Source organism: Pseudomonas sp. DCA-1 (assembly GCF_046523955.1).
In the GTDB taxonomy this organism is placed as follows: domain Bacteria; phylum Pseudomonadota; class Gammaproteobacteria; order Pseudomonadales; family Pseudomonadaceae; genus Aquipseudomonas; species Aquipseudomonas putida_Y.
Genome location: NZ_CP169881.1, coordinates 71799 through 97889, shown reverse-complemented (window position 1 = coordinate 97889; position 26091 = coordinate 71799). Strand labels below are relative to the sequence as shown.

The 26091-nt window shown below is 57.7% G+C and carries 29 protein-coding genes; 22 read left to right on the top strand and 7 right to left on the bottom strand.

Features of this window, described 5'->3' with window-relative positions; genetic code table 11:
* Window positions 1-13: 13 nt before the first annotated feature.
* Complete coding sequence (locus tag ACE4QZ_RS00495; RefSeq protein WP_041925781.1) at window positions 14-700, bottom strand: hypothetical protein; 687 nt, start codon at window positions 698-700, stop codon at window positions 14-16.
* The gene (locus ACE4QZ_RS00490; RefSeq protein WP_023383567.1) at window positions 693-1730 is read right to left on the bottom strand and encodes a ParM/StbA family protein; all 1038 of its coding nucleotides are present in this window, start codon (window positions 1728-1730) and stop codon (window positions 693-695) included. The genes ACE4QZ_RS00495 and ACE4QZ_RS00490 overlap by 8 nt, the downstream gene beginning before the upstream one ends.
* Window positions 1731-1953: 223 nt before the next feature.
* Here ACE4QZ_RS00490 and ACE4QZ_RS00485 point away from each other — a divergent pair, with 223 nt between their 5' ends.
* The 10 genes from ACE4QZ_RS00485 (at window position 1954) to ACE4QZ_RS00440 (ending at window position 10717) form a co-directional block, all read left to right on the top strand.
* Window positions 1954-2481 (top strand): hypothetical protein, encoded by a 528-nt coding sequence (locus tag ACE4QZ_RS00485; protein WP_023383568.1) that lies wholly within the window; start codon window positions 1954-1956, stop codon window positions 2479-2481.
* A gap of 1803 nt (window positions 2482-4284) precedes the next feature.
* The gene (locus ACE4QZ_RS00480) at window positions 4285-4572 is read left to right on the top strand and encodes a hypothetical protein (protein ID WP_023383569.1); all 288 of its coding nucleotides are present in this window, start codon (window positions 4285-4287) and stop codon (window positions 4570-4572) included.
* Between the two features lie 30 nt (window positions 4573-4602).
* Window positions 4603-6474, top strand: a complete 1872-nt coding sequence (locus tag ACE4QZ_RS00475; RefSeq protein WP_023383570.1) for a UvrD-helicase domain-containing protein — start codon at window positions 4603-4605, stop codon at window positions 6472-6474.
* A 33-nt stretch (window positions 6475-6507) separates the two neighbouring features.
* Window positions 6508-6909, top strand: a complete 402-nt coding sequence (locus tag ACE4QZ_RS00470; RefSeq protein ID WP_023383571.1) for a hypothetical protein — start codon at window positions 6508-6510, stop codon at window positions 6907-6909.
* A gap of 355 nt (window positions 6910-7264) precedes the next feature.
* Entirely contained in the window at window positions 7265-7750 is a 486-nt protein-coding gene (locus tag ACE4QZ_RS00465) for a DUF2726 domain-containing protein (RefSeq protein ID WP_023383572.1), read from the top strand.
* A 46-nt stretch (window positions 7751-7796) separates the two neighbouring features.
* Entirely contained in the window at window positions 7797-8465 is a 669-nt protein-coding gene (locus ACE4QZ_RS00460) for a hypothetical protein (protein ID WP_023383573.1), read from the top strand.
* Window positions 8458-9123, top strand: a complete 666-nt coding sequence (locus tag ACE4QZ_RS00455) for a hypothetical protein (protein ID WP_023383574.1) — start codon at window positions 8458-8460, stop codon at window positions 9121-9123. Before ACE4QZ_RS00460 ends, ACE4QZ_RS00455 begins: the two co-directional genes overlap by 8 nt.
* Window positions 9116-9721, top strand: coding sequence for a hypothetical protein (locus ACE4QZ_RS00450; protein WP_054893892.1), 606 nt, complete (start codon window positions 9116-9118; stop codon window positions 9719-9721). Before ACE4QZ_RS00455 ends, ACE4QZ_RS00450 begins: the two co-directional genes overlap by 8 nt.
* 120 nt (window positions 9722-9841) lie before the next feature.
* Window positions 9842-10288: a hypothetical protein gene (locus tag ACE4QZ_RS00445; RefSeq protein WP_373939484.1), complete on the top strand. Its 447-nt coding sequence runs from the start codon at window positions 9842-9844 to the stop codon at window positions 10286-10288.
* 63 nt (window positions 10289-10351) lie between these two features.
* On the top strand, window positions 10352-10717 hold the full coding sequence (locus ACE4QZ_RS00440) for a hypothetical protein (protein ID WP_373939485.1): 366 nt from the start codon (window positions 10352-10354) through the stop codon (window positions 10715-10717).
* A gap of 64 nt (window positions 10718-10781) precedes the next feature.
* On the opposite strand, the gene ACE4QZ_RS00435 is transcribed toward ACE4QZ_RS00440, so the two are convergent.
* On the bottom strand, window positions 10782-12074 hold the full coding sequence (locus ACE4QZ_RS00435; protein ID WP_373939486.1) for a DUF5623 domain-containing protein: 1293 nt from the start codon (window positions 12072-12074) through the stop codon (window positions 10782-10784).
* A gap of 361 nt (window positions 12075-12435) precedes the next feature.
* On the opposite strand from ACE4QZ_RS00435, the gene ACE4QZ_RS00430 reads away from it, so the two are divergent.
* From ACE4QZ_RS00430 to ACE4QZ_RS00375, 12 genes are all read left to right on the top strand, one after another.
* On the top strand, window positions 12436-13332 hold the full coding sequence (locus ACE4QZ_RS00430; protein ID WP_023383579.1) for a hypothetical protein: 897 nt from the start codon (window positions 12436-12438) through the stop codon (window positions 13330-13332).
* Window positions 13333-13975: 643 nt separating this feature from the next.
* Complete coding sequence (locus ACE4QZ_RS00425; RefSeq protein ID WP_023383581.1) at window positions 13976-14293, top strand: hypothetical protein; 318 nt, start codon at window positions 13976-13978, stop codon at window positions 14291-14293.
* 665 nt (window positions 14294-14958) lie between these two features.
* The gene (locus tag ACE4QZ_RS00420; protein WP_410480282.1) at window positions 14959-16506 is read left to right on the top strand and encodes a DNA cytosine methyltransferase; all 1548 of its coding nucleotides are present in this window, start codon (window positions 14959-14961) and stop codon (window positions 16504-16506) included.
* A gap of 185 nt (window positions 16507-16691) precedes the next feature.
* The gene (locus ACE4QZ_RS00415; RefSeq protein ID WP_143494516.1) at window positions 16692-17033 is read left to right on the top strand and encodes a hypothetical protein; all 342 of its coding nucleotides are present in this window, start codon (window positions 16692-16694) and stop codon (window positions 17031-17033) included.
* A gap of 132 nt (window positions 17034-17165) precedes the next feature.
* Window positions 17166-17438, top strand: a complete 273-nt coding sequence (locus tag ACE4QZ_RS00410; RefSeq protein WP_181718337.1) for a HEAT repeat domain-containing protein — start codon at window positions 17166-17168, stop codon at window positions 17436-17438.
* 181 nt (window positions 17439-17619) lie between these two features.
* Window positions 17620-17961 carry a hypothetical protein gene (locus ACE4QZ_RS00405; RefSeq protein WP_181718338.1) on the top strand — a complete coding sequence of 114 codons (342 nt, stop codon included), beginning with the start codon at window positions 17620-17622 and terminating at the stop codon, window positions 17959-17961.
* Window positions 17962-17971: 10 nt separating this feature from the next.
* Window positions 17972-18157 (top strand): hypothetical protein, encoded by a 186-nt coding sequence (locus ACE4QZ_RS00400; protein WP_181718339.1) that lies wholly within the window; start codon window positions 17972-17974, stop codon window positions 18155-18157.
* A 407-nt stretch (window positions 18158-18564) separates the two neighbouring features.
* Complete coding sequence (locus ACE4QZ_RS00395; RefSeq protein WP_181718341.1) at window positions 18565-19209, top strand: hypothetical protein; 645 nt, start codon at window positions 18565-18567, stop codon at window positions 19207-19209.
* Between the two features lie 174 nt (window positions 19210-19383).
* On the top strand, window positions 19384-19617 hold the full coding sequence (locus ACE4QZ_RS00390) for a hypothetical protein (protein ID WP_143494527.1): 234 nt from the start codon (window positions 19384-19386) through the stop codon (window positions 19615-19617).
* 57 nt (window positions 19618-19674) lie between these two features.
* Window positions 19675-19920 (top strand): hypothetical protein, encoded by a 246-nt coding sequence (locus ACE4QZ_RS00385; RefSeq protein ID WP_143494529.1) that lies wholly within the window; start codon window positions 19675-19677, stop codon window positions 19918-19920.
* 130 nt (window positions 19921-20050) lie between these two features.
* Window positions 20051-20869 (top strand): hypothetical protein, encoded by an 819-nt coding sequence (locus ACE4QZ_RS00380; RefSeq protein WP_258557509.1) that lies wholly within the window; start codon window positions 20051-20053, stop codon window positions 20867-20869.
* A 474-nt stretch (window positions 20870-21343) separates the two neighbouring features.
* On the top strand, window positions 21344-22189 hold the full coding sequence (locus ACE4QZ_RS00375) for a hypothetical protein (protein WP_060495097.1): 846 nt from the start codon (window positions 21344-21346) through the stop codon (window positions 22187-22189).
* Window positions 22190-22759: 570 nt separating this feature from the next.
* Here the strand turns inward: ACE4QZ_RS00375 and ACE4QZ_RS00370 are convergent.
* From ACE4QZ_RS00370 to ACE4QZ_RS00355, 4 genes are all read right to left on the bottom strand, one after another.
* The gene (locus ACE4QZ_RS00370; protein ID WP_060519736.1) at window positions 22760-23758 is read right to left on the bottom strand and encodes a DUF4917 family protein; all 999 of its coding nucleotides are present in this window, start codon (window positions 23756-23758) and stop codon (window positions 22760-22762) included.
* A gap of 164 nt (window positions 23759-23922) precedes the next feature.
* The gene (locus ACE4QZ_RS00365) at window positions 23923-24483 is read right to left on the bottom strand and encodes an arsinothricin resistance N-acetyltransferase ArsN1 family B (protein WP_060519738.1); all 561 of its coding nucleotides are present in this window, start codon (window positions 24481-24483) and stop codon (window positions 23923-23925) included.
* Complete coding sequence (locus tag ACE4QZ_RS00360; RefSeq protein ID WP_101195987.1) at window positions 24476-25558, bottom strand: ArsO family NAD(P)H-dependent flavin-containing monooxygenase; 1083 nt, start codon at window positions 25556-25558, stop codon at window positions 24476-24478. The genes ACE4QZ_RS00365 and ACE4QZ_RS00360 overlap by 8 nt, the downstream gene beginning before the upstream one ends.
* A 25-nt stretch (window positions 25559-25583) precedes the next feature.
* Window positions 25584-26087 carry a cyclin-dependent kinase inhibitor 3 family protein gene (locus ACE4QZ_RS00355; protein ID WP_082422063.1) on the bottom strand — a complete coding sequence of 168 codons (504 nt, stop codon included), beginning with the start codon at window positions 26085-26087 and terminating at the stop codon, window positions 25584-25586.
* Window positions 26088-26091 lie beyond the last annotated feature (4 nt).

Below are 26091 nucleotides of genomic sequence, written 5' to 3'. Positions count from 1 at the left end.
TGCTTGTGGAGGACTAGAACATGTTGCCCATCGCATCGAGTGCTGCCATTTGCGAGTTTGTGGGTTCGGCCGTGGTCGGATCTTGAGAGTCATGCGATGGGCTGGCCTCATCAAGGGCACCTGCGCTTGAGAGCAGCTGCGGCTGTTGGTCGATCAACGAGTCCCGAGCATCCATACCGTAGTCAGGTGGGGTGGCGACAGGGACAGACAGTGCATGAGCCTCGACAGCACCTGTGTGCAAGGGAGCACCACTCTGGGTGCCCACCGGCTCAGGTTGCAGGGGAGGGCGAACCTCCTCGACAACCAGGGCCGGCTCCATCGGTTCAGCGGGAGCTAGGGGCCCTGAGGGCGGCGCGACTGCCGGAGCTTTTACAGCCCCTGGTTTTGCGGTGATCTCTCGCTGCCGTGGTACCCGTTTCTTTCGGCTCGGTGGAGCTGCACTTTCACGCTTGGATTGGCGGCCCGTCGCAATCATTCCCCCCGGGCCAGCAAGAGCGTTATTCAGAGCTTCGTCTAGGGTGCCGGCCTCACTGTGGCTCAAAAACCACTGATAAAAGACTCCCCTGATAAGAGGCGTGTCTTTACCGTATGGCAGTTCGGACATGAACTCCAGCAAACCTGGGCAAACGTCTTCTGGGATATTCAGATTTATTTTGCGCTCAGTTTCATTAGGGTCATATACACGAATTAACTTAGCCATTTACAGCAGACACCCTTTTTGCATTCGCGTTTACGATGCTCCGGATGATTTGTCCAAGGGCATAGCGAGCAAAACCGTCAGCAACAGCCCAGCGAGGATTTTTTACAAGAATGCTGTGTTGCCATACATCTTTGGCGCGAGCATAGATCGCCTCGGCGCTTCCACCCGCAACTAAAATCCCATTGAGGGAACGAGCATCATCGGAAAACAACGAGTTACCTTTAGAGATAACCTCCTGAACCACATGCTGTTGAGCTTCGGTCACTTGCTCTTGAATGTTTACCTCCTGACCGTACTGGAAAAGACATTTGGTGCTGAACGATTCCTCACACTCCACCAGGCTTGCTTGAATCTCGCGCTTGCCTAGGATGCGGCGCAACTGCTCTGCAGCAGCACTCATTCCTGCGCAGGAGTCAGCGCCCCGTTCAATATATTGACCTTCCCTCATCAAAAGAAAGTCAGTCGAGTAATGCCCACCCTCGATGACGCCATAGGATTTAGGCCTTCCGTTAGCACCATTGATCAGATTTTCAATGGGCATGCCCGACTGATCAAGGATGTAGTCGCAGTAAGCGCCCATTGGCTGAGGAAGTGCTTTCAACTCGACAGTTTTAGGGAGTGCTTTCCGAGTGCGCTCGACCAGACTGTCCTTACGAGAGCCGAACAACTTAGACGGGGTACCGATAATTACAAATGCCTCCTCAATACCTTGAACTCCCTTAGCACGTAACCTGGTGAAAGCCGACTGAATAAGCGCCAGGTATTCAGCGGTATCCGTCCAGTTGTCGTTCAACCCGATAGAGGAGGTGAGGTTGCCCTGGAGGCGAGCGGTATCGCCAGTGAAGTATGCCTTGCCATCGACAATTTCGGTCTCGGCCTGGGCGCGAGCCGCAGTCGTCGGGTCGGTGAGTTCGACAGCTGGAACCGCCAGAGTGGGGTACATGATATCCGTTCGTTTGCCGTCGTGGTAAGCGACGACTTTAATGGCACTACGACCCGCATCCAAACCGATTGCTACGCGACCTTTCATGAAAAAAACCTATATAAACCAGTGACTTAGAAGGGTTAACGATGCGCACTGTGCAGTGTGCAGTGCCTACAGTGCAGTGCGATGTAGCTACTGTGCTGTATGCATTGATGTGAGTCTAAGATACATAACACGTATTGACAATACTGGATGGTGACAAAGAAAATTCGCCGGAACGCGCCCCCTCGGCGCGGCTATACACAACCCCCCGGCGAACGCTTAAACAATGGCTATACACAACCCCCCCTCCATCGACGATTTCGAAGAGCTTCGGCGCAAAGGCAAGGAGTCGGTCGACACCGCTGTCGACTACCTGATTCGCATCGATCAGCTCCTGGTCCGCATGGGTGAATTGCTCTACGTCATGCAGCCGTTCCAGACGGGGCGCATAGGGATCGACTTCAACCAGCACCGGGGCCAATCGCGACCATTCGTGCGGGTCTATCGAAAGCTCAAGGCCGGCAAGGGGAAATGGATGTCCACGAACGTGAGCCACAAAGGCCTCACGAAGAGAGTGAAGCGAGCCCGAGAATTCGAGCCCAATCACAAGCTTGTTCTGAGCCTGTGCGAAAGGGTTTCCAAACTCTTTGACCTCAGAGCCGAAATGCACGAGCGGGTACGAAATATGAGCCATGGCGTAAAGCTGACGCTCAAGGCCAGAGAAGATGATCTGGCATCTCTTGAGTCTCTGGTGGGCAGCATGCTGGACCAGGTGGAAACGAAGTTCGAAGGAGAGATCGACGTGGATGAGTAATCGCTAATCAGTTTCGCGAAGGCCTTGTCGATCAACGTCGGCAGGGCTTTTTTTTCGTGGCTGAGGGCGACCAGAAACTATTCGGTGACAGGCCAAGTATGAACCGGGCTATGGGCAAAGCGGACTAGAAGCGAACCGGTGTTACGCGATGTGTGACTCTGCGGCTTTGGCGAAGCTAACTAGAAGCTGACCGGTGTTATGCGCAGTGGGATCCTGCGGCTTCGGTAAAGCGGACAAGAAGCCTACCGGTGATTTGGCGAAGTGTTATCCGGGCTCTTGCTGAGCGTAGTGTGATCCGGCCGCTGAGAATTGCTTTTGCATTCGGTGGTGAGCTGACTTTTATCTGGGCCTGGCGGTGTTTGAACCGAACTGCCTCGCGCCCGCTCCCTTAATCTAATTTAATTCTCTTAATTCATTTTCTCTTATTCCGGTTGCACCATCGGCCTCATTCTGGCGCCGGCACTTGTGTCGGATTCTCTTTTTCCGCTGCTCGTTGTGCCACCCCTCGTTTTGCAAGTTTGGTTTGGGTGCCTGTCGTGGGGCTGGCCGTTGTGGATCTGCCAGTTCTTTCTGTGCCGCTTGTGCCTCTGCACCCGCCGGCTCCCTTCTGCTGATGACGTATTGGGTTCATTCTTCTTCTGTGGATTCTCTTTTCTCTCTTCTCTTCTTCATCTCCATTATTTCACTGCGACTTCTACGTCGTCTGCTGTGCGTGAGAGCATGAGTGGTGGGATCCTATTGTTCTCGCACCAGTTCTAGATGTTGAATTGTGCCATCGCTAGTTTGGGGTTTCGTTGTTGCGCTGCCGCATTGGCATTTCATTGTGCTGGCGCTTGTTCTGCTGCCGCAGGTTTGGCGCTTTTTCTCCTGCCGACAGCATAACCATTTGTGCCTTTCGCTACGCACCTCGGCCGGCGCTCAACCGTCAGTCCCTGCGGGTTGCGTCAAGCGAAACAGGCCACCGGCAGTCGGTGGCGACCCCAAGAAGGATCTGACGGGGGAGGAGAGCGACGGGCTGAGAAGGATGCGACGGGGGGAGGAGAGAGGCTGGCTGTGCAGGGGCTCGATGCTGGTCCTGCAGCTGGCCTCCGATGATCGGTCGCGGTCGGTGGTGGGCGGTGTGAGACCTGTTGCTGCGGTTTGCGATCCTGGCGTGGCCGGCAGAGTGCGATGCCCGGCGGCCGGTGGTGGGTGAAGCTGGATCTGTGCTGGCGGTGCTCGATCCGGCTCGCAGCGTGTGATGCTTGGCTGGCGGTGGGTGGTATGTGACCTGCCTGGCGAGGCCGACCCTGCTGCTCTCCTGGTGCCGCTTGTGACCGGGCAGGCGGGTATTGACGATTGGCTGGCAGTAGTCAGCACCTGGTGCCGAGTGGTGGTGCTTGGTCGGATTCGTCTCAGCTCAGGGTGCTTGGAGCCGCTTTTCTCTGTTCGGTGTCTCGTGGGTGGGAAGCACTTCATTGCCTCCATGATTCTCAGCTCATTGCATGCGTGCATGCCCCTAGGCGATTGCGGCCCGGGGTATCTCTGCCAGCGAGCGCCTCCCTTTTGGTTGCTGGGCGGCGTATCGGCGCCGACGGGGCCGGCTTTTATGGCTGCGCTTAAGCATAAATGGTTGTGCTGCGGCTTTCCGCTTTTGTCTCTCCTAGGGCATAAATGGTTGTGCTGGCGGCCAACGCTTTTCTCGCTACAGAGTCATAAATGGTTGTGCCTGTATTCGTAACACGTAACTATAATTTGCCTTGCATCCATACAAATCTATAGGTATTGTGGAGCCATAAATGGTTGTGCCAAGGAGCCACCGAGATGAACAAGTCCTTTGTGATGAAGCAGGTTGGGAAGGGGGCCGGGTCGATCGCTCTGGCTGCTGCAGCTTGTCTGTTTGCTGCATACGTTCGACAGGCCTTTGGTGGCTGGGCCTTCGCCGGCTCGTTACTCCTGGTGATCGCAGCCAGCATTCCGATGGTCCTGTTCTTCAACCTGTTTGCTGACCCAAACGTGAAGTTCAGCAAGAAGGAACGGCTGATGGATCAGGAAGACCCTCACTGCATCTTCAATGACAGCCTCAACATGTTCCGCAAAGACGACGATTGATTCACCACTCGCACCTCAAGGAGGCCGGCAATGGCCGCGAAAGCTTTCACCCCAAACAAAGACCAGGCTGTTGCCCTGGGCAGTACCGCCAAGCGCTTGCTGATCCGCGCCAAGGCGGGTGCTGGTAAGACCTCGCTGCTCATCAAGCACGCCCTGCAGTTCCCAACCCAGCGCCTGCTGTATGTGACCTTTGGAAAGGCCAACAAGGAGGACGCAGCTGCTCGCTTCCCTGACAACGTGACCACCAAGACCAGTCATGGGCTTGCTTGGGAAGTCGGTGGCCAGTTCAAGAAGGTTGGCAAGCAGGATGATCTCCACCCATCCCACCTGGCCAAGCAGTACGGCATCCCAATGGCGTTCGCTCGCCACCTCTACGTCACTCTGCACAACTACATGGTCTCTGCAGACCGGGAGATCCTGGCAGCGCATGTGCCGGCACAGATCGTTGGCGATGACCGTGAGAAAACAGCGGAGTGGGCGAAGGTTGTTTGGGAAGACCTGCAGCGCTTGCGCCAATGGTCTCGCGGGTGCGGCGATAGCCAAGCCGAGCGTGCTGAGTTCCTGGAAACCACTCATCTGCGAATGCCGCACGACGGCTACCTGAAACTGTGGAGCCTGGGTGACCCTGACCTGAGCCACCGTTACGACCAGATCCTTCTGGACGAGTACCAGGACACCAATCCTGTCTTTGCTGCGGTGATCCTGCGGCAGAACTGCCCGCTGCGCTTGGCCGGTGACGACTTCCAGGCAATCTTCGGTTTCCGTGGTGCCTACAACACCTTCGAACCGTCGCAGTTCGACCAGGTCGTATCGCTGAGCGAGAGCCACCGTTATGGCGCCGGCATCGCCGAGCTGGCCACCATGCTCTTGCGTGAGTTCGCCGGCGAGCAGGATCCAGTGCGCAGTTCACGCCATGAGCTGACTACCCGTTTTGCCGTCGACCGCACCAAGCCTTACGCGATCATCGGGCGCACCAATGCGAAGCTGTTCGCCAGTGCTGTCCAGCTGCTGGAAGGCCAGCGTCTTCACTTCGTGGGTGGCGTCAACGAGTACCCGTTCGACAAGCTCGTTGAAGTGCACCACCTGCGCGCCAACACGGGTGTCCGTCTGCGCGATCCTTTGCTCAGTGCGTTCCGCTCTCTCCAAGATCTGGAGGCTTATGCCAACGACACCGATGACAAAGAGATCCACGCCCTCATCAGTGTTGCCAAGCAGTATGGCGATCAAATCCCGAGCCTGGTACAGCGCATCAAGGATGCTTGCGTCAGCGACATCAACGACGCGACCGTCATTCTTTGTACTGCCCACCGCTCGAAAGGTTTGGAGTTTCCGCAGGTGGTTCTGCTGAGCGACTTCCTCAACCTGATCACCGATGCCGGCCTGCCGCTGGTGCTGGATACCCCAGAGCTGCGCCAAGAGCTCCACCTGCTGTACGTGGCGCTGACCCGTGCGATGGAATCCATTGAGGTGAATGAGCAGATCCAGGCAGTTTTGCGTTACTGCGAGACCGCTGGGGTGGTGGGTGAAGCGGTGGAACCTGTCGCGAAGCACACCGAACAAGTGGGGGGCCTATCGCTGGTTGTTAGCCCTGAACAAGAGGCCGAGACCTTTGCTGCGATCACCGGCGTGGGGGCGCTTTCCAAAGTGGCTGAGCTGGTCGGCGCCGATGCTGCCCTGCTGTTCGAGGGCGATCAGGTTGAGTCGCGCATCGAGCTGGCCATCCTGCGTCATGCGGCCCTGACTGCGGCGGCGATCGCGGGCGTAGTGGGTGTCTCCGTATCCCAGGCGGCCGATACCGTTGCGTCGATGGTGCGCCAGGGTCGCCTGCATGGTGGCCTGTTCATCGGTTGCCCAGATATCACCGGGCGCCTGGTCAGTGACCTGCACCTGGAAGTGGCCTGATGCACTACCTACTGATCGTTGCAGGGGGCGAACATGGCTGACGATTTCATCCGGATCTTCTACCGCCGGGAAGCGGGCGGAAAATCCAAGAAATCATCCGTTTCCATTGACCCGCTGATGTTCGAGATTTTCGTCAAGATCAAGGGGAGCATCGGTGAGGCCCGGGACACCCTGAGGGAATGGGCGAAGGCTGCGGATACCGAGCGTACCGATGCGAACTACCGCATGGGGAACTCTCGAATTGTGCAGCAGCGGATGTCCCAGGAAATCCTGGACATGGTCAATGAAGGCATGGCCGCTCGGGCGGTGAAAGAGACGGAAGCCGCGGGCGAGGGGAAAGGCCGGGGTTCTCGACGGGGCAAGCGGGTGGTGGGTGTCCAACCCTCGCATCAGCTGCCGGCGGTCACCGGGCATCTCTCGGAGGATCACGTCTAGCGGCGTTGCTGGCGCTCATGATCGTGCCAGGCGGGGCAGGCTTCGAATGGTTCGTTTGTGTGATTGGTCAAGTCGGCGCGCATGATTGCAGGACGGTGACTTGCTTTGGCTACGGGAGGTTTGGAGAGAGGTGTTGCACGACACGAGCGTGTCGCTAAGGGAGGATGACTCACCCTAACGGTTCCACGCCCAACGAGCAATACCCAGGGCAGGTTTGTTGATCGGCGGAGGCGCGTGCTCCTCCCGAGCTGGAAGCGAAATCACATTTACTTGACCAACATCACAGGCGGACTACACGCCATTTTTTAGCCAGTGTGCGTATTGGTACGCGTAAAGAATCTATTTAGGAGTAGGTATGTCAATTCTCAACAGCATGGATGGAGTGCTTGTTCCCGCGCTGGTGATCTGCGCCTTTGCGTATTTCGCCATTGCGATGCTGAAGCGCCGCAAAGGCTACTCGACCAAGCATTACCAGTGCATCCCCCTGCTCACCGAGCGCGAGCAGGACTTCTTCTGGCGGCTCAAGGAGGCGGTACGCGACGACCTGGTCATCGCGCCCCAGGTGGTCTTCGGCGCCTTCATCAAGGTGAAAGCCACCGCCATGACCGACAAGAACCACGCACGGCATATGGTCGCCCACAACCGCTGCGACTTCCTGCTCTGCGACAAGCAGCTCAAGCCGGTAGCGCTGGTCGAGGTCGACGACTCCACGCACAACAGCGGCAAGGCCAAGGCAAAGGACCGGCGTCGCGACGAGCTGATGAAGGCCGTCGGGGTCACCGTGCATCGGTACCGCGGGATGCCGTCGGCCAGAGACATTCGCAAGGACCTGAAGCTGTAGAGCTCAGGACCTCTCATCCACAATTAGAACTCAGAAGGTGATCACCATGAGTGACTTCGATTCATCCAGCGAATACTTCGCTCGCGCAGAAGCTTCGGCCGGCGAAGGAAAGCTGACTTTCCGGGGGCTGTTCCTCGCGTTGCTAGGGCTGTATGTCATTGCTGCGGCAATCAGCATCGGCGTCTTGACTTTCAAAGTACCGGTCAGTGCTGAGGATCTACAGCATGCATCCTGGCTGGTGCACGCCCCCTACTTGCTCCCCTTTATCTCCGGCGCATTGTTGATCATAGGCTTCGCACTCGTGCTTCAGTTGATTAGCCCGATGACCCTGAGCTTCGGTGTGCTCATGATCAGCTTTATCGGCGCCGTTTCCACTGAACCGAGTGTCTCACTGCGCAGTGCTGTTCTGGCTGGGGAAGCGAAAATCGGCTGTTACGATTACAGCTTGCTCGCCTGTACCGAGATGCTGGGGTTACCCAGTCGCGCAGCCAACCTAGATCAGCCGGCCCAGCCGAGTGTCCACCAATTCATCCCTGTCCAAGCGATGGCCTTCGTTCGAGCTCCGTTCGATGTGTTCAAAGCGGATGAACTCAACCAGATGCTCGATACACAGCGCCTGGAAGTGAAAGGTGAGATGCGCAAGGGCCTGAAAACTCAGCCCGACACCCTCCCCACATCCGAAGCGACGAGCTCAACAGGTGAGCATCATGAGTGACCACGATTCTTCCAATGACTACTTCGATCACACGCCGGGGACGGCAGGCGAGGGATCACTGATCTTCGCGAGCGTCTTCATGGCTGCGGTGGTGGGGTACGTCGTGTTTGCGGCAATCAGCACCGCCGTCCTGAACTTCAAGGCTCCCGTGAGCGCCGAGGACCTGCACCTCGCTTCCTGGTTGGTGGTTCCGCCATCGCTGTCGTTCATCTGCGCATTTTTCAGCTTCATGTGCATCATGGGTGGCGCCCTGCAAACCTTCAGAGGCAGCTCTTTGGGACTGTTCCTCATCATGATTGGTGTGCTTGCTATGCCCACCATCTTCCCCAGCGTCTCGTTCCGCAGCGCCGTGCTGGCAAGCGAGGCGAAGGTCGGCTGTTACGACTACACGAGCCTTGCCTGCACCAAGATGCTTGGCCTCCCCAGCAGCGCGACATCCGATCAGTCGAGCAAAGTTGAACGCAAGACATCGGCGCCGATCGAGGTGATGGCTTTCCTGCGAGCACCTTTCGATGTGTACAAAGCGGACCAGCTCAACCGAATGCTCGATGCCCAGCGCCAGGAGCTGAAAGAAGAGATCCGCAAGGGCTTGCACAGCCAGGAAAACACGCCCCCTACATCCCTAGTCACTAACCCAGCAGGTGAGCATTATGAGTAACCAGGAATCCTCCAGTGAATACGTCGACCCTGCGCCAGGGACGGCCGCCAAGGGGCCTCTGATCATCGCAAGCCTGCTACTGGCCGTGCCGGTGCTGTTCGTCGTGTTTGCCGTGATCAGCGCAGCCGTTCTGAACTTCAAGGCTCCTGTGAGCCCCGAGGACCTGAAACATGCCTCGTGGTTGGTAACTCCTCCAACCCTCTCGTTCTTTTTGTCCGGTGTCAGCGTCTTCGCGTTCGTCATCGGCGCCTTTCGCGCATTTATGGGCAGTGCCTTCGGCCTGGTACTGATCATGGCTGGGATTGTGAGTGGTACCACTATCTTCCCGAGCGTCTCTTTCCGCAGCGCTGTTCTGGCAGGTGAGGCGAAGGTGGGCTGCTACGACTACACGAGCAGCGCCTGCACCAAGATGCTGGGCCTTCCCGACGCCGCGGCCTCTGAGCAGTCGAGCAAAGTCGAAGGCAAGACATTGGCGGCGATCGAGGTGCTGGCGTTTGTCCGGGCTCCGTTCGATGTGTTCAAAGCGGATCAGCTCAACCAAATGCTCGATGCGCAGCGCACCGAACTGAAGAAGCAGTTGGACGCTTACGCCGAGTAGTCGGTGAAGTCTCGGGGTGGCCGGTGCCGACCACCTCCGAATCTAAGGCTCCACCGAACAAGGGGTGGAGCTCTAATAGTTAACTGGATGCGCTGAGCACCAGCCATAAGGAATCGAGATATGAAATCGCTGTTCGGGATCGTTTTTGGTTGGTTTGCAGGGGTTGCGCTCGCGGGGGCAATGATTGGTATCGTCGGCCTGTTCGATGCCGGGGTTGAACACTTAGGGTTCACTGAAGCCACAGCCAGGTACTACATCCTTAGCCTGATGCTGTGTATCACCATGCTGGTAATGTCCAAACCTGCGCGACGTCAGTGGAAGTTCATGGGGCTGTTCGGTGTGGCCCTATTCTTGATCATGGGAACAGGACTGACCCAGGTAATCGAACCGGTACCTGCAGGTGACCAGGTTGAGCAGATCCGAGCTCAGCTGGATGCCTTGGGCGTCCTCGGGGCTAAGGCTGTCATGTACCTAGCGCCAGGAGGTCTGGTGTTGTTCTACACCTTGATGGCTTACATGGGGATGCGGGAAGAGCAGGCGAAGAAGCGGGTTTACCTGACCGACTAACGGATTGACGGCGGCCCAGCTGTTTTAGGCAGCCAAACACACAGAACAGAAGGGAGTTAGGCGATGCATAAGCCTGGGTTGGACGCAACGAGTGGTGTTGACCGAAGCATGGTTTACAGGGGGCTGGGCGCAATCTGCGTGGCCCTGGGGTTTTTTTGTATCGGCCCCATGGTGATCGATCAGCAGCTGGTGAACATCGCTCTGAACATGTCGCCAGAGAAGACCGCTGTGATTATGCTGTCGGCGGCCGGTGTGGTGCTGTTCCAGAGGGGATTCGCCGGTTTCATCGTGTTGATGCTGGGATTCCTGGTTGCTGGGGCGGCGTGTGAGCGGTTCTACGCTCAGGATGCGGTTACGACGATGGCGGTGGTAGGTTTTCCGTTCCTCATGCTTGGGGTCGGCGTGCTCATCTTCAACCCTGCTCACTGAGCTTCGCACAACCCAAAGCCCGCCGCGCATCGGCGGGCTTTGTTGTTTGAGGCAGCGGGGGTGGCTATGGGTTTCTACGGGCAGCGAACCGTTGAACCCACTTCTCGGATCTATCTAGGCGGTCAAGAAGGTCTTTCTTGGGTTTGCAGTCTTGATACCCGACTGAAACGGTCTGCCTGACTACCGCTAGCTCTGCCAGGACGTCTGCTGCTCCTCTGATGGGGGTAGGGGAAGGTGAGTAGTAGTCCTGGCGCATCTGCTTGTCGGGAAGCTCTGCATCTTCGTACTCTTCCTCGAACCATTTGTTTAGGGTCATGCGGACATCGAGAAGCCCTGACGCAGAGTTAAATATCATTGAGAACGGGAGATTCTCCAAGATAGGGCCGACTTGTATGTGCTTATCCAGGTCCATGCGGCGAGCCGGCCGCCATCGCGAGTGAAATCCTGGCTCACCGGGACCACAAGGCACAGCTCCATCCTGCTCAATCCCTTGCGGGGGCGGCATTATCCTCGCACGCTTCTTTTTTCCACTGAGCGCTCTCGCTGGACTGATGAATTGGCTGTTGTATGCCTCAGTGTTGTATGTCCACTTCTCAGCTTGTAACCGGACTTCGAGGGCCTGGAGCTTAATGGCCGTACGCGCAATTAGACAGGCTGAGACCGAGTGGAGGCGTGGGACGTTGCCGGCCGAGTAGACCCCTCGCCATTTAATCCCAACTGTATGAAACTCGTGCTCTTCAGCCCAGTCGATCTCTTCACGGGTTAAAGGCGGATATGGCTCATCCAGAATGACAATGCACTTCGACTCATCGTCGTACCAGGTAGACTTGTGATCCGCTTTCTTTGAGAGATTCAGGCTTGTGCCATAGGTTTCGTTCGCAAATGGGGCTCGGAAACCTGTCGCAGCTATGAAATTTAGAGCGCGTGCGGCTTGTTGCGCCATCCTCAGACCTTCGTGCTCGCTATAAGCATCCCCCCTGAGCTCCAGATGGTCAGGGGCTTCCAATCGAAAACCGTATAGGTAGGCTGTCCTTTCTAGGGCGCTTCCTGGGACGATGTCTTTCAGGGGAAGCGGCAGCAGGAATGACAGGGTGGTCCGCCCCGATCGAAGTTCAGGTCCACGTTTGAAGGGTTCTGGGCTCTCGCCGTGTTCTTTCCAGTAGAAAGAGACAAAAGCCTGGTGCAGTTTCTGTGCGGTACCTAAAACTGACTGGGCATGCCGGAGGTTCTGGAAGCCAGCCTTTTGCGCAGCTTTATCAAGGGCAGCATGATGAGGAATGCTCTTCTCTTGCTTGATTAATTTAGCTACGCGCTTGATACGCGCAACGGTGGTAGGTCGAGTGTGTTCGGTTGCCACGATATCTCTCCGGCCCTACTTGTTGCTGCGTCACCCGTCCACCGCTATGCATCAGGGCCAAAGTTATGGTCCGAATCTTGAGTAGCTGGCAGTGCTGCTCGTGCAGCTTCGCGATGACGGGTAGCTGGCGTCTGCTGGGCGCCATGGGAGATTGTAAGCTGCGTTCTGTGTGTGTGACTAGACCAAACACACAGACGGACCACGCACTACAGGCCGGCAATCACCTATAAAAGAAATCACCTCACGCGACGTATAGGTACGTGTGGTGAATTAGATTTGCCATTATGATGTAGGTCTGAAGGCGGCCCTCGGTATCCCAGGGCCTCATGTAGCGATCCTCAGCGGATCCAGGGGAGGGGGCATGGCCAAACAAGATGAGATGACGAATCGATCCATCGCGATCCTGATCAATCTGTCTGCGGGCTTGGATGAAGCCGGCATCGAGTGCGGCGATGAGCGCGTACCGCTCACCGCACACCTGCGCCTGGCCGCCGCCGCCGGCGCCGCCTCGTTATCCCAGCGAGCCAAGCGGTCGACGCCGTTCTCGAACCAGACGAATAGTCCGCATGTGAAGTTGGTCAAGACCGCTGCTAACTGGCTTGACCAGCTGAAGGTGGTCAAAGGGTTCCACGGAGACGTCTCGGCTGCCGAGTTTCTCGGTGTCAGCCAGACCCAGTTCTCCCGCTGGCGTACCGGCAAGGACCTCCTGGACAACTACCACGCCTGGCAGATCGCAGCAGCGTTGAATGTGAACCCGATGGTGGTGATCGGCAGCGTTGGTTTCCACCACTCTCGCGACACTGATCGCACCAGGTGGTTGGCCATGCTTTCAACGGTCCTTGATTCGGAGCTTCCTGCGGTACCTGCGCTGACGCCGTCGGCGCCAGCCCGGGCAACTGAGCAGGTGCAGCAACAGCAACAGCAACAGGCACCTGCGCCTAGCAGTACTGGCGCTGAGTCGACCGCCCAAGGCAGCAAATGGACAGACGAGGAAGATCAGCGGCTCGTTGCGAGCTACCGTGACGGCTCGGCGATCGACGTTCTGGCTACGGCTCACAGGCGCACTCCCAAGGCCATTTTGCTGCGACTGAGCAACACGCACCGCTTGATACCGGCTGAGCAGCTCGCAAGCTTGTGTGAGCTCTACGGGGTGAACCTGAACAGTCCTGGGAACGGGCGCAAGACCGAACAGAGAAAGGGCTCCCCGCGGCAGAGAAGGGGGAAGGCCAAGGAACATGCTCCAACGGTGTTCCTTTGAGTGATCTGGTGCCTGAGATCAGCTGCTGGCGCTAGGAGTACAAATGTACTCCTATCGTGCAGGTGGCACTTTGGCGACTCGACCAAATGTGCCACGCGGATCACCAGAAACTAACGATGGCACATTTCGAATGGCGCCAGCCCAGTGTTTACAGGTTGGAAATGGCGGTTCCGCAACAAACACTAGCGATGGCACATATCGGCGCCATCGGGACAACTAGCACAACAGAGGTGGCCATGAACAAACCCCAACTCCCAGAAGCACCACCCCGGCGAACGCTGCTGCAGCGGCTCTTCGGCGCTTGAATTGGGCAGAACTTGATTAAGGTCTGGGTGACAGAGACAGGTAGTTACGCCTTTGGCCAGGTGGTTACCGAGACGAAGGTGAAACTCGGTCGATACACGGTGCTGCAGTGGAAAACATACAGAACGCCTGATCTTGATCGAGAAGAATAGGGGCCAGCGCTATAGCCGGCCTTTGCTCGGCACTGGGGATCCCCCTCTTGTTCAGTGTGCCTTGCTGGTCTGGGCTTCGTTATCTGCGGGTGTTCCCCATATCGAGTTGACCAGTGAACGCGATGGCGCTGTCGGCCTCGCACCTACTCAATCCTGCTACTGACAGAAGTCAGCAACGGAGATCATTGATGCGCACACCCAACGAACAGGATTCACCCAAACTGATGGCCAGGTCGATCGAGCTGATCACCGACCGAGACGAGAAGTTCTCTGAAGTCGTTACCAGCATGGGCAGCTACGGCAACAAGTCCTTCCAGGAGGCCTTCAAAGCACAGTACCCCGAGGACTGGGCGACGATCGAGCGAAGCTACTCGTTGTCCGGGCTCCACTACGGCGAGGAGGGACGGTTTGTCGATGGGGAATGGACCTTGATTGCGATCGAGCCTTCACCATCTGCGCTGCTGGACGCGCAGTACTGCGACTACCTGCGGAACCCACCCTTTTAGCGATCGGTTGGCATGCACTGCACTCTGGCCTTGGATGCTGCCCGGCCGCATGAACGCTACACCCACTCCGGCCATGCTTGGCCGGAGTTTTTCGTTGCTGAACCTACCAATCAATTGGAGTGACCTGACGATGCCAAGAGGCTTTACATCAATTCATTTTCACGGTGGGCCTAAAAATGGCGAAGTGCAGGAGGACGTTCCCTGTTCAAGCTTGGGGGACTCTGTGAGCGTTCCGAGCGGGAGCGGATACACGGATGAGCCAGGCGGGGTTGTAGGTGTCTTCGTAGATGCATTCGAGCTGCCCGACAACTGGATGATTTCCAGCTCATTCAAATACGTCAAGCGGAAGCCAGTTACAGGTTGCTCTGGGGCGCATTACGACTTTCAGGAGAGGACGCTTGTGGAACGTTGTCGCGCTACTACCAAGTCGAATACGTGGTGCAGAAACGTAGCCATGCAGGGGAAGAAAACCTGTAGAGCTCACGCCAAAAGCCAAAATCTAAAAGACAAATACTGAAAGGGCGCGGCCAGAGAGTTGTTCTATAGTTTAATAATCTCTTGATAAAGATTGTCCTATAGTTTAACTTCGGTGCCCGGTAAGTAAGAAAGCCAGTGAAGCTCCAATCCAACTGGCGGGCACCACACAACTCTTCTAGGACGGCTGCATGCTGATCAAAAAAATCCTCACACACTTCCACTTCTGCTGCGGCTTGGGCGGTGGTGCCAAAGGCTTCAACGAGGCGAAGCCCATCGTCGGCAACATGCAGGCTGAATGGGAGTGCCTGGGCGGCGTCGACGTTGATCCGGCCGGCCTTGCCGACTTCAAGCGTTTGACCGGCGTGGAGGGCACGCAGTTGGATCTCTTCACCCGCGAGCAGTACATCAGGTTCCACGGCAAGGAACCGCCAGCCGGGTGGAGGGAAGCAACCACAGAAGACATCCGCCGTGCAGCACAGAACCGCCGGCCCGACACCGTCTTCATCAGCTCCCCGTGCAAGGGCGCCAGCGGACTGCTGTCGGAGAAGATGAGTGCGACCCCCAAGTACCAGGCCTTGAACGAGCTCACCCTGCGTTGCATCTGGCTGATGGCGGAGACCTGGCGCGACGACCCTGTGCCGATGCTGGTATTCGAGAACGTCCCGCGTCTGGCCAACCGCGGCCGGCACCTGCTGGACCAGATCGGCGCCCTGCTAAGCCACTATGGGTACGCTGTCGCCGAAACCACCCATGACTGCGGGGTGATCGGCGGCTTGGCTCAAAGCCGCAAGCGTTTCCTGTTGGTGGCTCGCCATGTCGAGAAGGTCCCGCCGTTCCTGTACGAGCCTGAGAAGAAGAGCCTGCGCGCTGTAGGCGAAATCCTCAGCCGCATGCCTCTTGCCGGCGACATCGAGCGAGCCGGACCAATGCACCGAGTGCCAGCTCTGCAGTGGAAGACCTGGGTCCGCCTGGCTTTGGTCGAGGCGGGGAAAGACTGGCGCAGTCTCAACAACCTGGCGATCCAAGATGGGTATCTGCGTGACCTGGTCATCGTCCCAGGATATCGAGCTGGATACATGGGGGTGCATGGCTGGAACGAAAGTATGGGCACGGTGGCTGGACGATCGAACCCAACAAACGGGGCGTTCTCTGTGGCTGACCCGCGTGCCCGGGCCGGCGCCTTGCAGTATCAGCAGTACGGTGTTCGCCGATGGCAAGACACCAGCGGCGCCATCATTGGCGTCAAGAGCCCAGGGCAAGGCACATTCAGTGTCGCTGATCCCCGAGCGGCCAAGATGCGCAGAAATGGCGAACCCTACCTGCCTGGCGGGCACTACGGCGTGGTGCCGTTGCAGGGCGCCTCGGCCGGTCAGTATGACGACGCCCGGTGGGACATTGCCGACACCCAGCTCCCAGGCGCTGACGAGAAGCTCACCTGCATCATCGAATCGCTCGACGGGACCTGGCACCGGCCCTTCACGACCTTGGAGCTGGCGGCGATCCAGAGCCTTGTCGAGCCAGAGGAGCAACTGGAATTGGACGGGTTGAGCGATCAGGCCTGGCGCGAACGAATTGGCAACGCAGTTCCCCCGAAGGCAGCGAAAGCCATCGGTCATGTGATGGGCACTACGTTGCTGCTGGCCGCACAAGGGGAGACCTTCATGCTGAGCAGCATGCCCATCTGGGTGCGGCCAGTCGCAGTAGGCCTGAGCGTATCTCAGCTGGCGGCACAATGATCATGGTCGGCCTACTGCTCCGGTGTAACCGCGGCCTAGGCGCCATCTCAGCCGGTGCACAGCGTGCTGAAGACCCTTTAGAGACCGCCGATACAGTGCTGCCACTGATCGGCAAAACCGATGCTGGGTGCGCCTGGCGTCATCACTACGACGTGAAGATCACGTCATCAAAATGAGATGTAGAAATGGATGACAGAAATAACGGCCTTCTGATCGAAGGCTTCGTGCAGGGTTCCTATGACCGCATGTTCGGTGCCGGCAAGGTGGAGGTTCGCCACAACCCGCTTACCAGCTGGTCTCAGGCAACCATCTCCAACAGTCAAAGCAACTTCCAGGACACTCACCGCGAGGTGAAGCGCACCTTCGAAGGCTTGCAGCACACGCTCTACAAGGAAGGCGGCAACGATGAGCTTCTGACCGAGCTTTCTGCTGTCGAGGACCGTCTGACCAGCGCTACGACCGTCGACGAACTGGGCACTGCGATCGTCGAGTCGCGGCCAGTGCTTGACCAGGTGTTTGGCCGGTAAGGCAGCCGCTTGAGGCCCTGGACAGCGTTCAGGGCTTCTCACTGATCAGTGCACGCATGAGCCACCTCACATGCTTGGCCGAAGGCATCGAGACAGAGGCACTTCGTCCACGAGGTAGAACAGGAATCCCGCATGGCAACCTTGAACATCCCATCTGATAAATCCCACTCCGCGCTCGAACACCTCGCCGACCATTTGCAAAGCGGTCGAAACGATTCCGCTACCCGCATTGCTGCTGCAAGAGCGCTTGGCATCGCAGGTGGGGAAGAGGCGCTTGACGCGCTGATGAATTTTCTCCGTGGACACAGCATGGCACCGGTGGAAGTTAGGTCAGCTGCAATGTTGGCAGTCGGCCAAGTGATCAGCACAGCAGGTAAATCGGCCGGGGGACCTGAGGGGCCCTAGCTGCCCCTGCCTTGGCTTCCCCTGGTGCAGCCCTTGGTCGCTGAACGCTGGATACTCCAAGGTCGCATTAGTAATGCGAAATCTCGCACCAATGGTTGTCGTATAGTTCAATCTTTGTTGATTTAGATTGTCCTATAGTTTAATATTGTGGCTCAGTCATTCAACGGACCCGCTGCCCGCCATGAGCCGCTTCAAGTTCCTCGGAATCAACGACGACAAATCTCACTGTGAATGCTGCGGCAAGCAGGGCCTTAAGCGCGTGGTTTGGATTGAGGACTGCGAGACCAACGAGATTCGCCACTTCGGCACAACATGCGCCATGGCGCCGGCGAAGGGGTTCACGCTCGATCTTGAGATCAAGGCGGAGATGCGCCGGCTGGATGAGGTGCAAAAGTCTCGCTTTGCCCGGGCGTACCAAGCGTACCGGCAAAAGGGTGGCCGTTGTGTGGCCAACCCGGATAAGCCCGGTTACTTCATTCACGCAGATCCAGTTCTTTGGAAGGACTGTCTGGCGGCGGCGTAGGGGAGAGATCATGACCAACACTGAACGCCTGATTGAAGGGTACAAGCAGTGCAAGGCCCAAGGGACCACTATGCGTTTCTCAACTGGCCGCTACACCGGCAATGGCACTTCGGTTGTCGAGGCCCTGCGCCGTCGTGGCTACACCGTGAACCGGCTGGGCAGCTCGTACTACGAAGTAGCAGATGGCCCAGCCTAACTCCACCGGCCCGGTTCGCTGGCCACCTACTCACGATTGCCCTGGAGGGTTCTCATGCTCGAAACCGTCGCTGTCGCCCCCGATTGGTCGGTTCAGGGTATGGGCGCCAGCTACAAGGGCACTCACACCTTCGGCTTGAACGTTGAGCGTGAGGAGCCACCCGAGGACATCGAGATGCGCGCACGAGCTCGCGCCCGGCAGCTGGTCGCCGATTGCGGCTGTTCAGGTAAGCCGTCTGCAGGATATCCGCGATCGCGCCCCAGTCTCGGACGTGTAGGTCGCCGACGTGCGCCCCTCCGCACGCTATGCCCAGTCTCCGAGCTGGGCCGAGCCCATAGAAAGACAATCATCAATGACCTGCTGGCGCAGTTGCCGCCAGAGGTCGCACGCCTGCAGGAGGCAAAAGCATGAGCATCACTAAGATCACCGAATGCCGCGAGTGCGGTAGCAAGTCCCTGACTTGGCAGACTCACAACAAGAACATCAGCGATGCACAGCACGGCCGTCTGCGCACCAGCGACATTCGTTGCCAGCTGATTTTGGGCTGTGATCAGTGCTCGGAAACCTTGGCCATCATGAGCGCCGACCAGGTAGCGGCATGGCTCACAGAACAAGGACAGGAACAGGGTGTTCAGCACCAGGGCAGCGATGCCATCCCAACGGCCGCCAGCGCTGGCGAGGTTGAAGAGTCGCTGCTGTGGCTTGACGACTTTGTTGCGCGCTGCAATGGAGATGACCGCGGCTCCTGCGCTGCTGTCGAGACTCTGCGTGCTGCCCTTTCCGCCAAGGCGCAGGCCAACAAGGTCAGCGCCGTTGCCTTGCGTGAGGCGATGGAGAACCTCGCTATCAGCGCTTCTGTGGCCGACCACCCACCGGTGCTCCTGCCAGCGTCCGTGCGCCAGCATCCGCTTGTGATGCTGGGCGGTGTGTGCGTGCGGGTTACCTACTCCGGACTCAAGTGGTATCACGAGCAGCTGATGGATGACCGCTGGGAGGCGCTGGCCGTGGACGAATTCGAATCGCTGTTGGTGGAGGCCCTGGCGAAGGCATGAAACAGATCACACCTGCAGAAACTCTCGTTGTCGGGTCTACGCCGTTCCCCGGGGCCCAGATAAAGCCCTGAAATAGGCACATGTGCCTACCGCCGTACACGCCGCATGGTAGGCACATGTGCCTATAAACGATTCTGCACCCCGGTCCCGCTCATCAAAATGGAAAGGCTACACATGGCCCCGACTCGCCGCAAACCCCGTAATAAACCGACTCAGCTGCAGACCGGTATTCTCCTCGCTGCTGCGGATCTCTCGCGTTACATCTACGACAGAGGCGATGCTGCTGCGTTGCTGAAGCGGCAAGGCTTAGACGATGCAAACTGCTCTGGTCTGGATGAGATGGACAAGGAAGAGTTGCGGATCCTGCGCGATGACTATGGGCTCGCGAGTCTGCGTGGCCTGGATTGAATGCCTTCCTCATTCTGAAACATACATCACCACTTCACTAGTTCGAGGACGCCACAAATGGCGCAGTACGACACCGAGCGAGGTTGCCCAAAATGCGGTGGCCATGAGGGGTACCAGTTCGACCTGGTTGAAAAGCACATTATGGGCGCTGGATGGGGCGAGCCACCGGTGTCTCTCGACAGCGGCATCATCGTCAGCCGAAGCATGGTGAAGTGCGGTGATTGCGGGCACCGGTTCCGCCTGGACACATTGCGTGCGCTTGGCGCCATCGGCGGAGAGGTGGAGGAGGGCGAGGGGGAATAGCCATACTCGGTCTACAGGTGCGCTTGTGCACCGGCAGTCACGATGTGAAACACGCATCCCCAGCCATCGAGCTGGGTCGATGCCGTGGAAGCGGCGCGGATTTCGCGTGCGCAGCAGGGGTAGGAAGATCATGCCGTTGACCTGGAACGTTGCTTATTACTCGGGGATGTCCAGCACTCAGGACCTGAGGGCTGCAGTTGATGAGGGCGTCCCAGTAGGTGTTGTTGCCACACTGCTGGACACCCTTAAACTCCTTCGGACGCTTCCACGTCATTTAGATGCAGGCGGCGCCGTGTTCATTGACTCGGGGGCCTTTTCTGCATTTCAGAAGGGCGAGCTCGTGAGCTGGGAGAAAGTGTTTTTCGCCTACGAATGCGTGCTGGGGCGGACGGACTACCCCGGGGCGCTGAGTATCGTGGCACCAGATGTCATCGGTGACCAGTCGGCAACCCTCGACTTGTGGGCTGTGCACGTAGAGCGAGTTCGCACATGGATCACGGCCGGCGCTCGTGTGATCATTCCCCTGCAGTGTGGAGAGCTGTCTGCCGGTGAGATGTTGGCGCATGCAAAGCGGATTTTTCAGACCGACCAGTTCTGCGCGGGCATTCCATCCAACCTGGCGGCAATGACTGCTGAGGATTGTGCAACCCTGCACCATCACGACTTTCACCTGCTGGGGCGTGTGGTGATCAACGCCGAATTGGGCGATAAACTGCGCGCACTGCTGGCCAACAATCCCGATGCTATCTACACGGCAGATGCAAACTGGCTGCGGTCCCGCATCAAGCAAATCAGCCTCGCGGCTAATGAATTGCGGCAAGCGCCTTCGGACAATCTTTTTGAGTCCTCGCGAACTCGTGCCGTACGAGCGATCCTGCGCCAGGATCCGTATCACCAGCAACCCGGCCCCTCGGGCGCCCGCTACTCGGAACTGACTTATGGCACATAACACTGGAACCGCTCAGTGCTCGCACTGTGGGGCTGAGTATCGACTGGTCACAGAACACAATCGCGATATGCAGCGGCTCTGCAGGGCCTGGCTCAGCCGCCACGAGCGGCGGTGTGCAACCAGGACGCCGGAGCAGCGTCGGGCCTGGGCTCAGAAGTACGTAGGGAAGGATTTCACAGAAAGCAGCTTGACGGTCAACCTGGAACATCCTGGGTTTAAAGAGATCCAGCCGGGTCATGCAGTTTTGGGCGACGCTCCACTTCCTCTCAGCCCATCTGCGGGATTGCACTGACTGCTACTTGGCCAGCCTGCCGGGCAGATTCGTTCTCCCTCCTGTTGAAGGTGCGGGTTGATCGCCGCTCTGGCAGAGTGTTGCTGGGCGAACACTCATTCTGTCAGTGGCGATAGCAGCGCATCAGCTTTCGCAGCCATTGTGCCAGTTAAACCACCTGCCCTTTCCATAGGAGCTGTGAAGTGAAGTCCGTCGATGTTGTGAGCAAGGCTTGGACAGATACATACGAAGAGATTGCTGCTAAGGCCCAGCTTGTGCGGGATGTGCTGGAGCAGCGCAACGTGAGGCTGCGGTCCGGCAGCGCACTTTCGCAACTGCTTAGCCAGGCCGACAAGCTGAGCCTGGCGTGGGCAGAGCAAGTGAAGCCAGATGACCGGGTGGTCTGGGAAGCGGCGTTCGTGAACCGTCTGGCTGATGCGGTCACCAACTTGCCTGAAGAGCCAGGAATTCAAGAGGCGCTCAAGCGTATGGCCGGCAGCGTCATGCAGCCGGATGATCGGAACACCTCCCAAGGGAAGGACGCTCTCTGGGAGCTGGTGCTGCTGTCCGACTTGAAGAGCCGAGGGTTAGCAGCCAAAGCTGCAGAACCCGATATCCTGGTTGACTTCGGCATGGGCGACTACCCGATCGCTTGTAAGAAGATCTGGTCTGAGAGCGGAGTTGAGAAGCGTGTTAGCCATGCTGCCAAACAACTGGCGCCGTTCAACAATGGCGGGGTCATCGCTCTCAATCTGGACGATTTGGTCCCCGTCGGGAAAGCTGTGAGCGTTCCCACCAAGGAGCTTGCAAAGGCTGTTCTGACCAAGTTCAACTTGGACTTCATTGAGCGTCATCGAGACGTGCTGCAAGATGCTGTCATGAGCGGCAAGTGCGATGGTTTCTTCATCTCGACGACCGCCTTTGCTGTCCTGGCGGAGGAGGAGACATCGGCCTACCTCGCTACGCAAGGTTCTTTGTGGCACCTCGGAGATTCGTCGCCAGAGTCCTGCGAGCGCTTCCTTGCATTTGGTCACACGCAGGGCATGTAACCAGGAGCCTGCAGAACCACGAAGCGCCGGAAAATCCTGGGAGTGACAGTCAACACAGTGCTGTCGAGTAGCCTCGCTAAGGTCGAAAAGATGCGAGAGGATTGACAGCCGCTTCGAAAAATCAGACATTGCGATTTCTGAGGACGCAAGTCTGTTTCGTTGAGCGCGGTCAGTCCTCTTGGGATTGGTCGCGTTTTCCTACATTTTTGGGGTCTCCTTTTCTGCTCATTGGTCATGACTCTCATGACTGATCAGAATCTCAAGCAACCGGCTTGCCCGCCGACCCTCTCAGCATTTCCGGCATATCATCAAATCCCTTCCTCAACGCATGCTATCCGATCATTCTTCAGCTGTAGCTCTTATACTGATCTGTGGATTTAGAGAATTAAAACTGTCGCAAAGAGGCCCAGTTTCCGTGGCCTTCAGCCCGATTCGGAGTAAACGCAAAACTGTCGCGAGCCCCCAAAACCGTTGACTCGGACAAATGCGCCAGAGAATAAAAACTGTCTAGCCCAGTAATGACGGGCCTTACAGCCACCTCTGAGATTTCAGGAGTGGATGTCCTGCCCGCTATTCGGGTTGAACCCAGCAGCCCGGGCTCTCACTGTCGAAGAAATCGACGTCAACTGGCCCCAGGTCATCCTGAATGATTTGGTAAGCCATGTTGCAATAAGGCTGATATCCCCGAAAGACTGAGACGGCTACGCGCTCAATGCCCGTCCCCTTCATTCGCTTGAGCAAATGCCTGTCGTGCTCCCCCAAGCCCCAACCGAACAGTGTCAGTGTCTTCCGGGGCGCCGTAAGCACCTCTCGATAGACAGTCGACAGGTAGTAGCTATTTTGAATCGAAGCTACCTTCTGACGCATGGTTCCTTCACTGACAAACAGCGGTACCACACGCTCGTTTTTCCACTCCTGAAGAATGGCTTCCAGCAAGCCGCCGCCCAATGCGCGGATCTTGAACTCTTCCTCTATGTTGTTGCGGCATAAAGCTAAGCTGCCATGGGGGTAGAACACCAACGTATTCACTCGCTCCTTGTACAGCTTCCGGAATCGACGCCAGTCGTCATCGAATACCCCGCCATCGACGAAGCAGTCTTTGAACATATGGCCGTCCGGGATGTTGAGACCATAGGCCACCGTCCAGTAAACCAGCAGGTCATAGTTTAGCGACAAGACCGTGTCGAACTCCTTCAGATACCGGTACATGTTCGGCAGATGATCGGTGATCTGGTGATATTCAGGGTGAACATCCCGCACTGCCTGGATCAGGCAATCCCGGACGCGCACGTAGGCTTCGTGGGTACGCTGATCTGGGATCTCCAACGATTTGTTGACGTTGGATGCTTGCCAGACGACCCGCAGAATTAGCTCAAAATCTTCTGTCTCAAAAAACTCGAACAGACGCGCCACGTCGTTCTGGAGCAGCTCATTTTCCCTGACATGTTCTAGCAGTGAGCGGTACGCAAAACTCTGCGACACAGCGATACTCGCGCCGTTGCCCAACAAGATGGTACCGCGCTGATAATGCTGAGCTATTTCTGCCCATGGCTTTACGGGGTATGGCATAGAGGCCACCTTCGAGTTGTGATCGCAGGATCATATCTCTGATGGTTCCATCGAGTCTTCTAGGCCGCCGACGTGTCTTCGCAACACGCTAGCTCAGATTCAAGCCCTGGTGACGAAACGCTCAGCGGCCGCTCAAATGGACCCTTCAAAATGGACCTCATGTTCTAACGCGGCATCGGGATTTGGGATAAGAAGCTTGTAGGAGCCTCAGGCCGACAACCCTCGCCACCGAAATCAAACCGCCAATATCCCACGTCATGCCACGCACCGAGTTTGAACCCGACCTGCGAAAACGTACCGATGTGCTGAAAGCCGAGTCGCTCATGGAGACCCACGCTTCCTTCGTTCGGTAAAGAAATACCCGCGTATGCAGAACGATATCCTAGCTGCTTCAGAACCGGCAGGAGAACGTCATAAAGCTGCCGGCCAATCCCACTCCGACGCTGCCCCTCTGCAACGTAGACGGTCACATCTACCGCCCACCGATATGCCGCTCGCGCTCGATGCTGGCTAGCATAGGCATAACCGACCACCCGACCTTGCTGCACAGCCACAAAATATGGATAGGTATGAAGCGTCGTCTCGATACGCTGGCGCATTTCTTCCGCGCTCGGCGCTACCTCTTCAAACGAGATGGCAGTGTGGAGCACAATCGGAGCGTAGATAGCCTGTATGGCTGCAGCGTCTTCTGGACCAGCAATACGAATCTCGATTCCGCTATGCATCCGGCTGCTCCAAGCTGTTCAGGTATTCCACTACTTCGTTTACGGTGCTGCGCGCGGTACGGGTGACGCCGATCAGCGTCGCCGAGGCCAGGGCGGTCCAGTCGCCATATCCGACCAGCCAGAGGCGCGGCTCGCGAATAGAGCGCGACCCGTCAACCTCGACCTTACCGCTGTCATCCAGCACGTCCAAGTCCCGCAAGTGATCCAGAGCCGGCCGGAAACCGGTACACCAGATCACCGCATCGACCTGGGTTTTCTCACCATTGGGCCAGACGACCCCGTCAGGCGTGAATGAGACAAAAGGCCTTACAGACCGTAGGGCTCCTCGCTCGCGGGCCCGGACCACCGGGGGCACCATGACTATATCGCCAAGCCCGCCGACCGGTACGTTGATAACACGGCCCTCCTGTTGAGCCTTGAGGCGCTCGGTAGCCCGCTCGAACAGCACCCGGCCATCGACATCATCAGGCAGAAACGCCGGCTCCTCCGTGGTTACCCACGTTGCGTCGGCGACCTCGGACAGCTCCGCATAGATTTGCGCCCCCGAGTTGCCACCACCAACGACCAGCACGCGCTTTCCTTGGAAAGCCTCTGGTGACTGATAATGGGCGGAGTGAATTTGCTGCCCCCCGTACAGCTCTATCCCCGGATAAACCGGAACATAGGGTTTGCTCCAAGTCCCCGTTGCGCTGATGACGGCACGGGCTTCCCAGTCGCGGTCCTTCGAGCGAACACGAAGGCCACGCCCGGTTCGCTCCACCGCCGTAACGCTGACGGGGCGAACGATAGGAAACCCGTAGCGCGCCTCGTACTGCTCCAGATAGCTGACCACGTGATCCCTATCGGGATTACCTTCGGTGACTAGCGGCATCGGCCAGCCCGCGATCGAGCTCCATGCTGAGGGTGAGAATAGCGTCAGCGAGTCCCAGCCATGGCGCCACGCCCCGCCCGCAGCCTCTTCGGCGTCGAGCAGCAGAAACGACAACTTGGCCCGCTTGAGAAAATAGGCCACCGTAAGCGCGGACTGCCCGCCGCCAATCACGATGACATCGAGTAGTTCGCCGTCGGTGGCCATGGTCTCTCCTGTCTGGCTGGAGCGCTCAGTCTTCGCCGAATTGGTTGATGTAGTTGATGTGCGCAGGCTTCTGAATCGCCCGTGGGCGAAGCTCCTGCACCCAAGCGATCGCCTCGCGACGCGGCATTCCGGATTCGATCAGCAGACGGGCAGCGAACAGCCCGGTGCGACCGGAGCCGCCCTTGCAGTGGATGGCCAGGGCCTTGTTGGAAGCGAGCAAATCGTCTAACTGGTGGCGAATCTCCCCCAACCGAGCCTCGAAGGTTTGATCAGGAGCCTGATCATCCTCGATCGGCAACTGGTACCACTCCAACCCATACTGCCTGGCCGCGACGCCAAGCTCACCAACGCCGTTTTCCTGAAGCTCTGTATCCGACATCAGGGTAACCAGCGCCACGGCGCCAGCCTGCTTCAGCGTCTTCAGGCTTTCAGCAAGATCGCTGGCCTGGGTGCCCGGGCAGGGTGTGAAAATTAGCGCTCCTGGGGCATGGGGCAGCGATTTCATCGAGTAGGGATGTGACATGCTCATGACC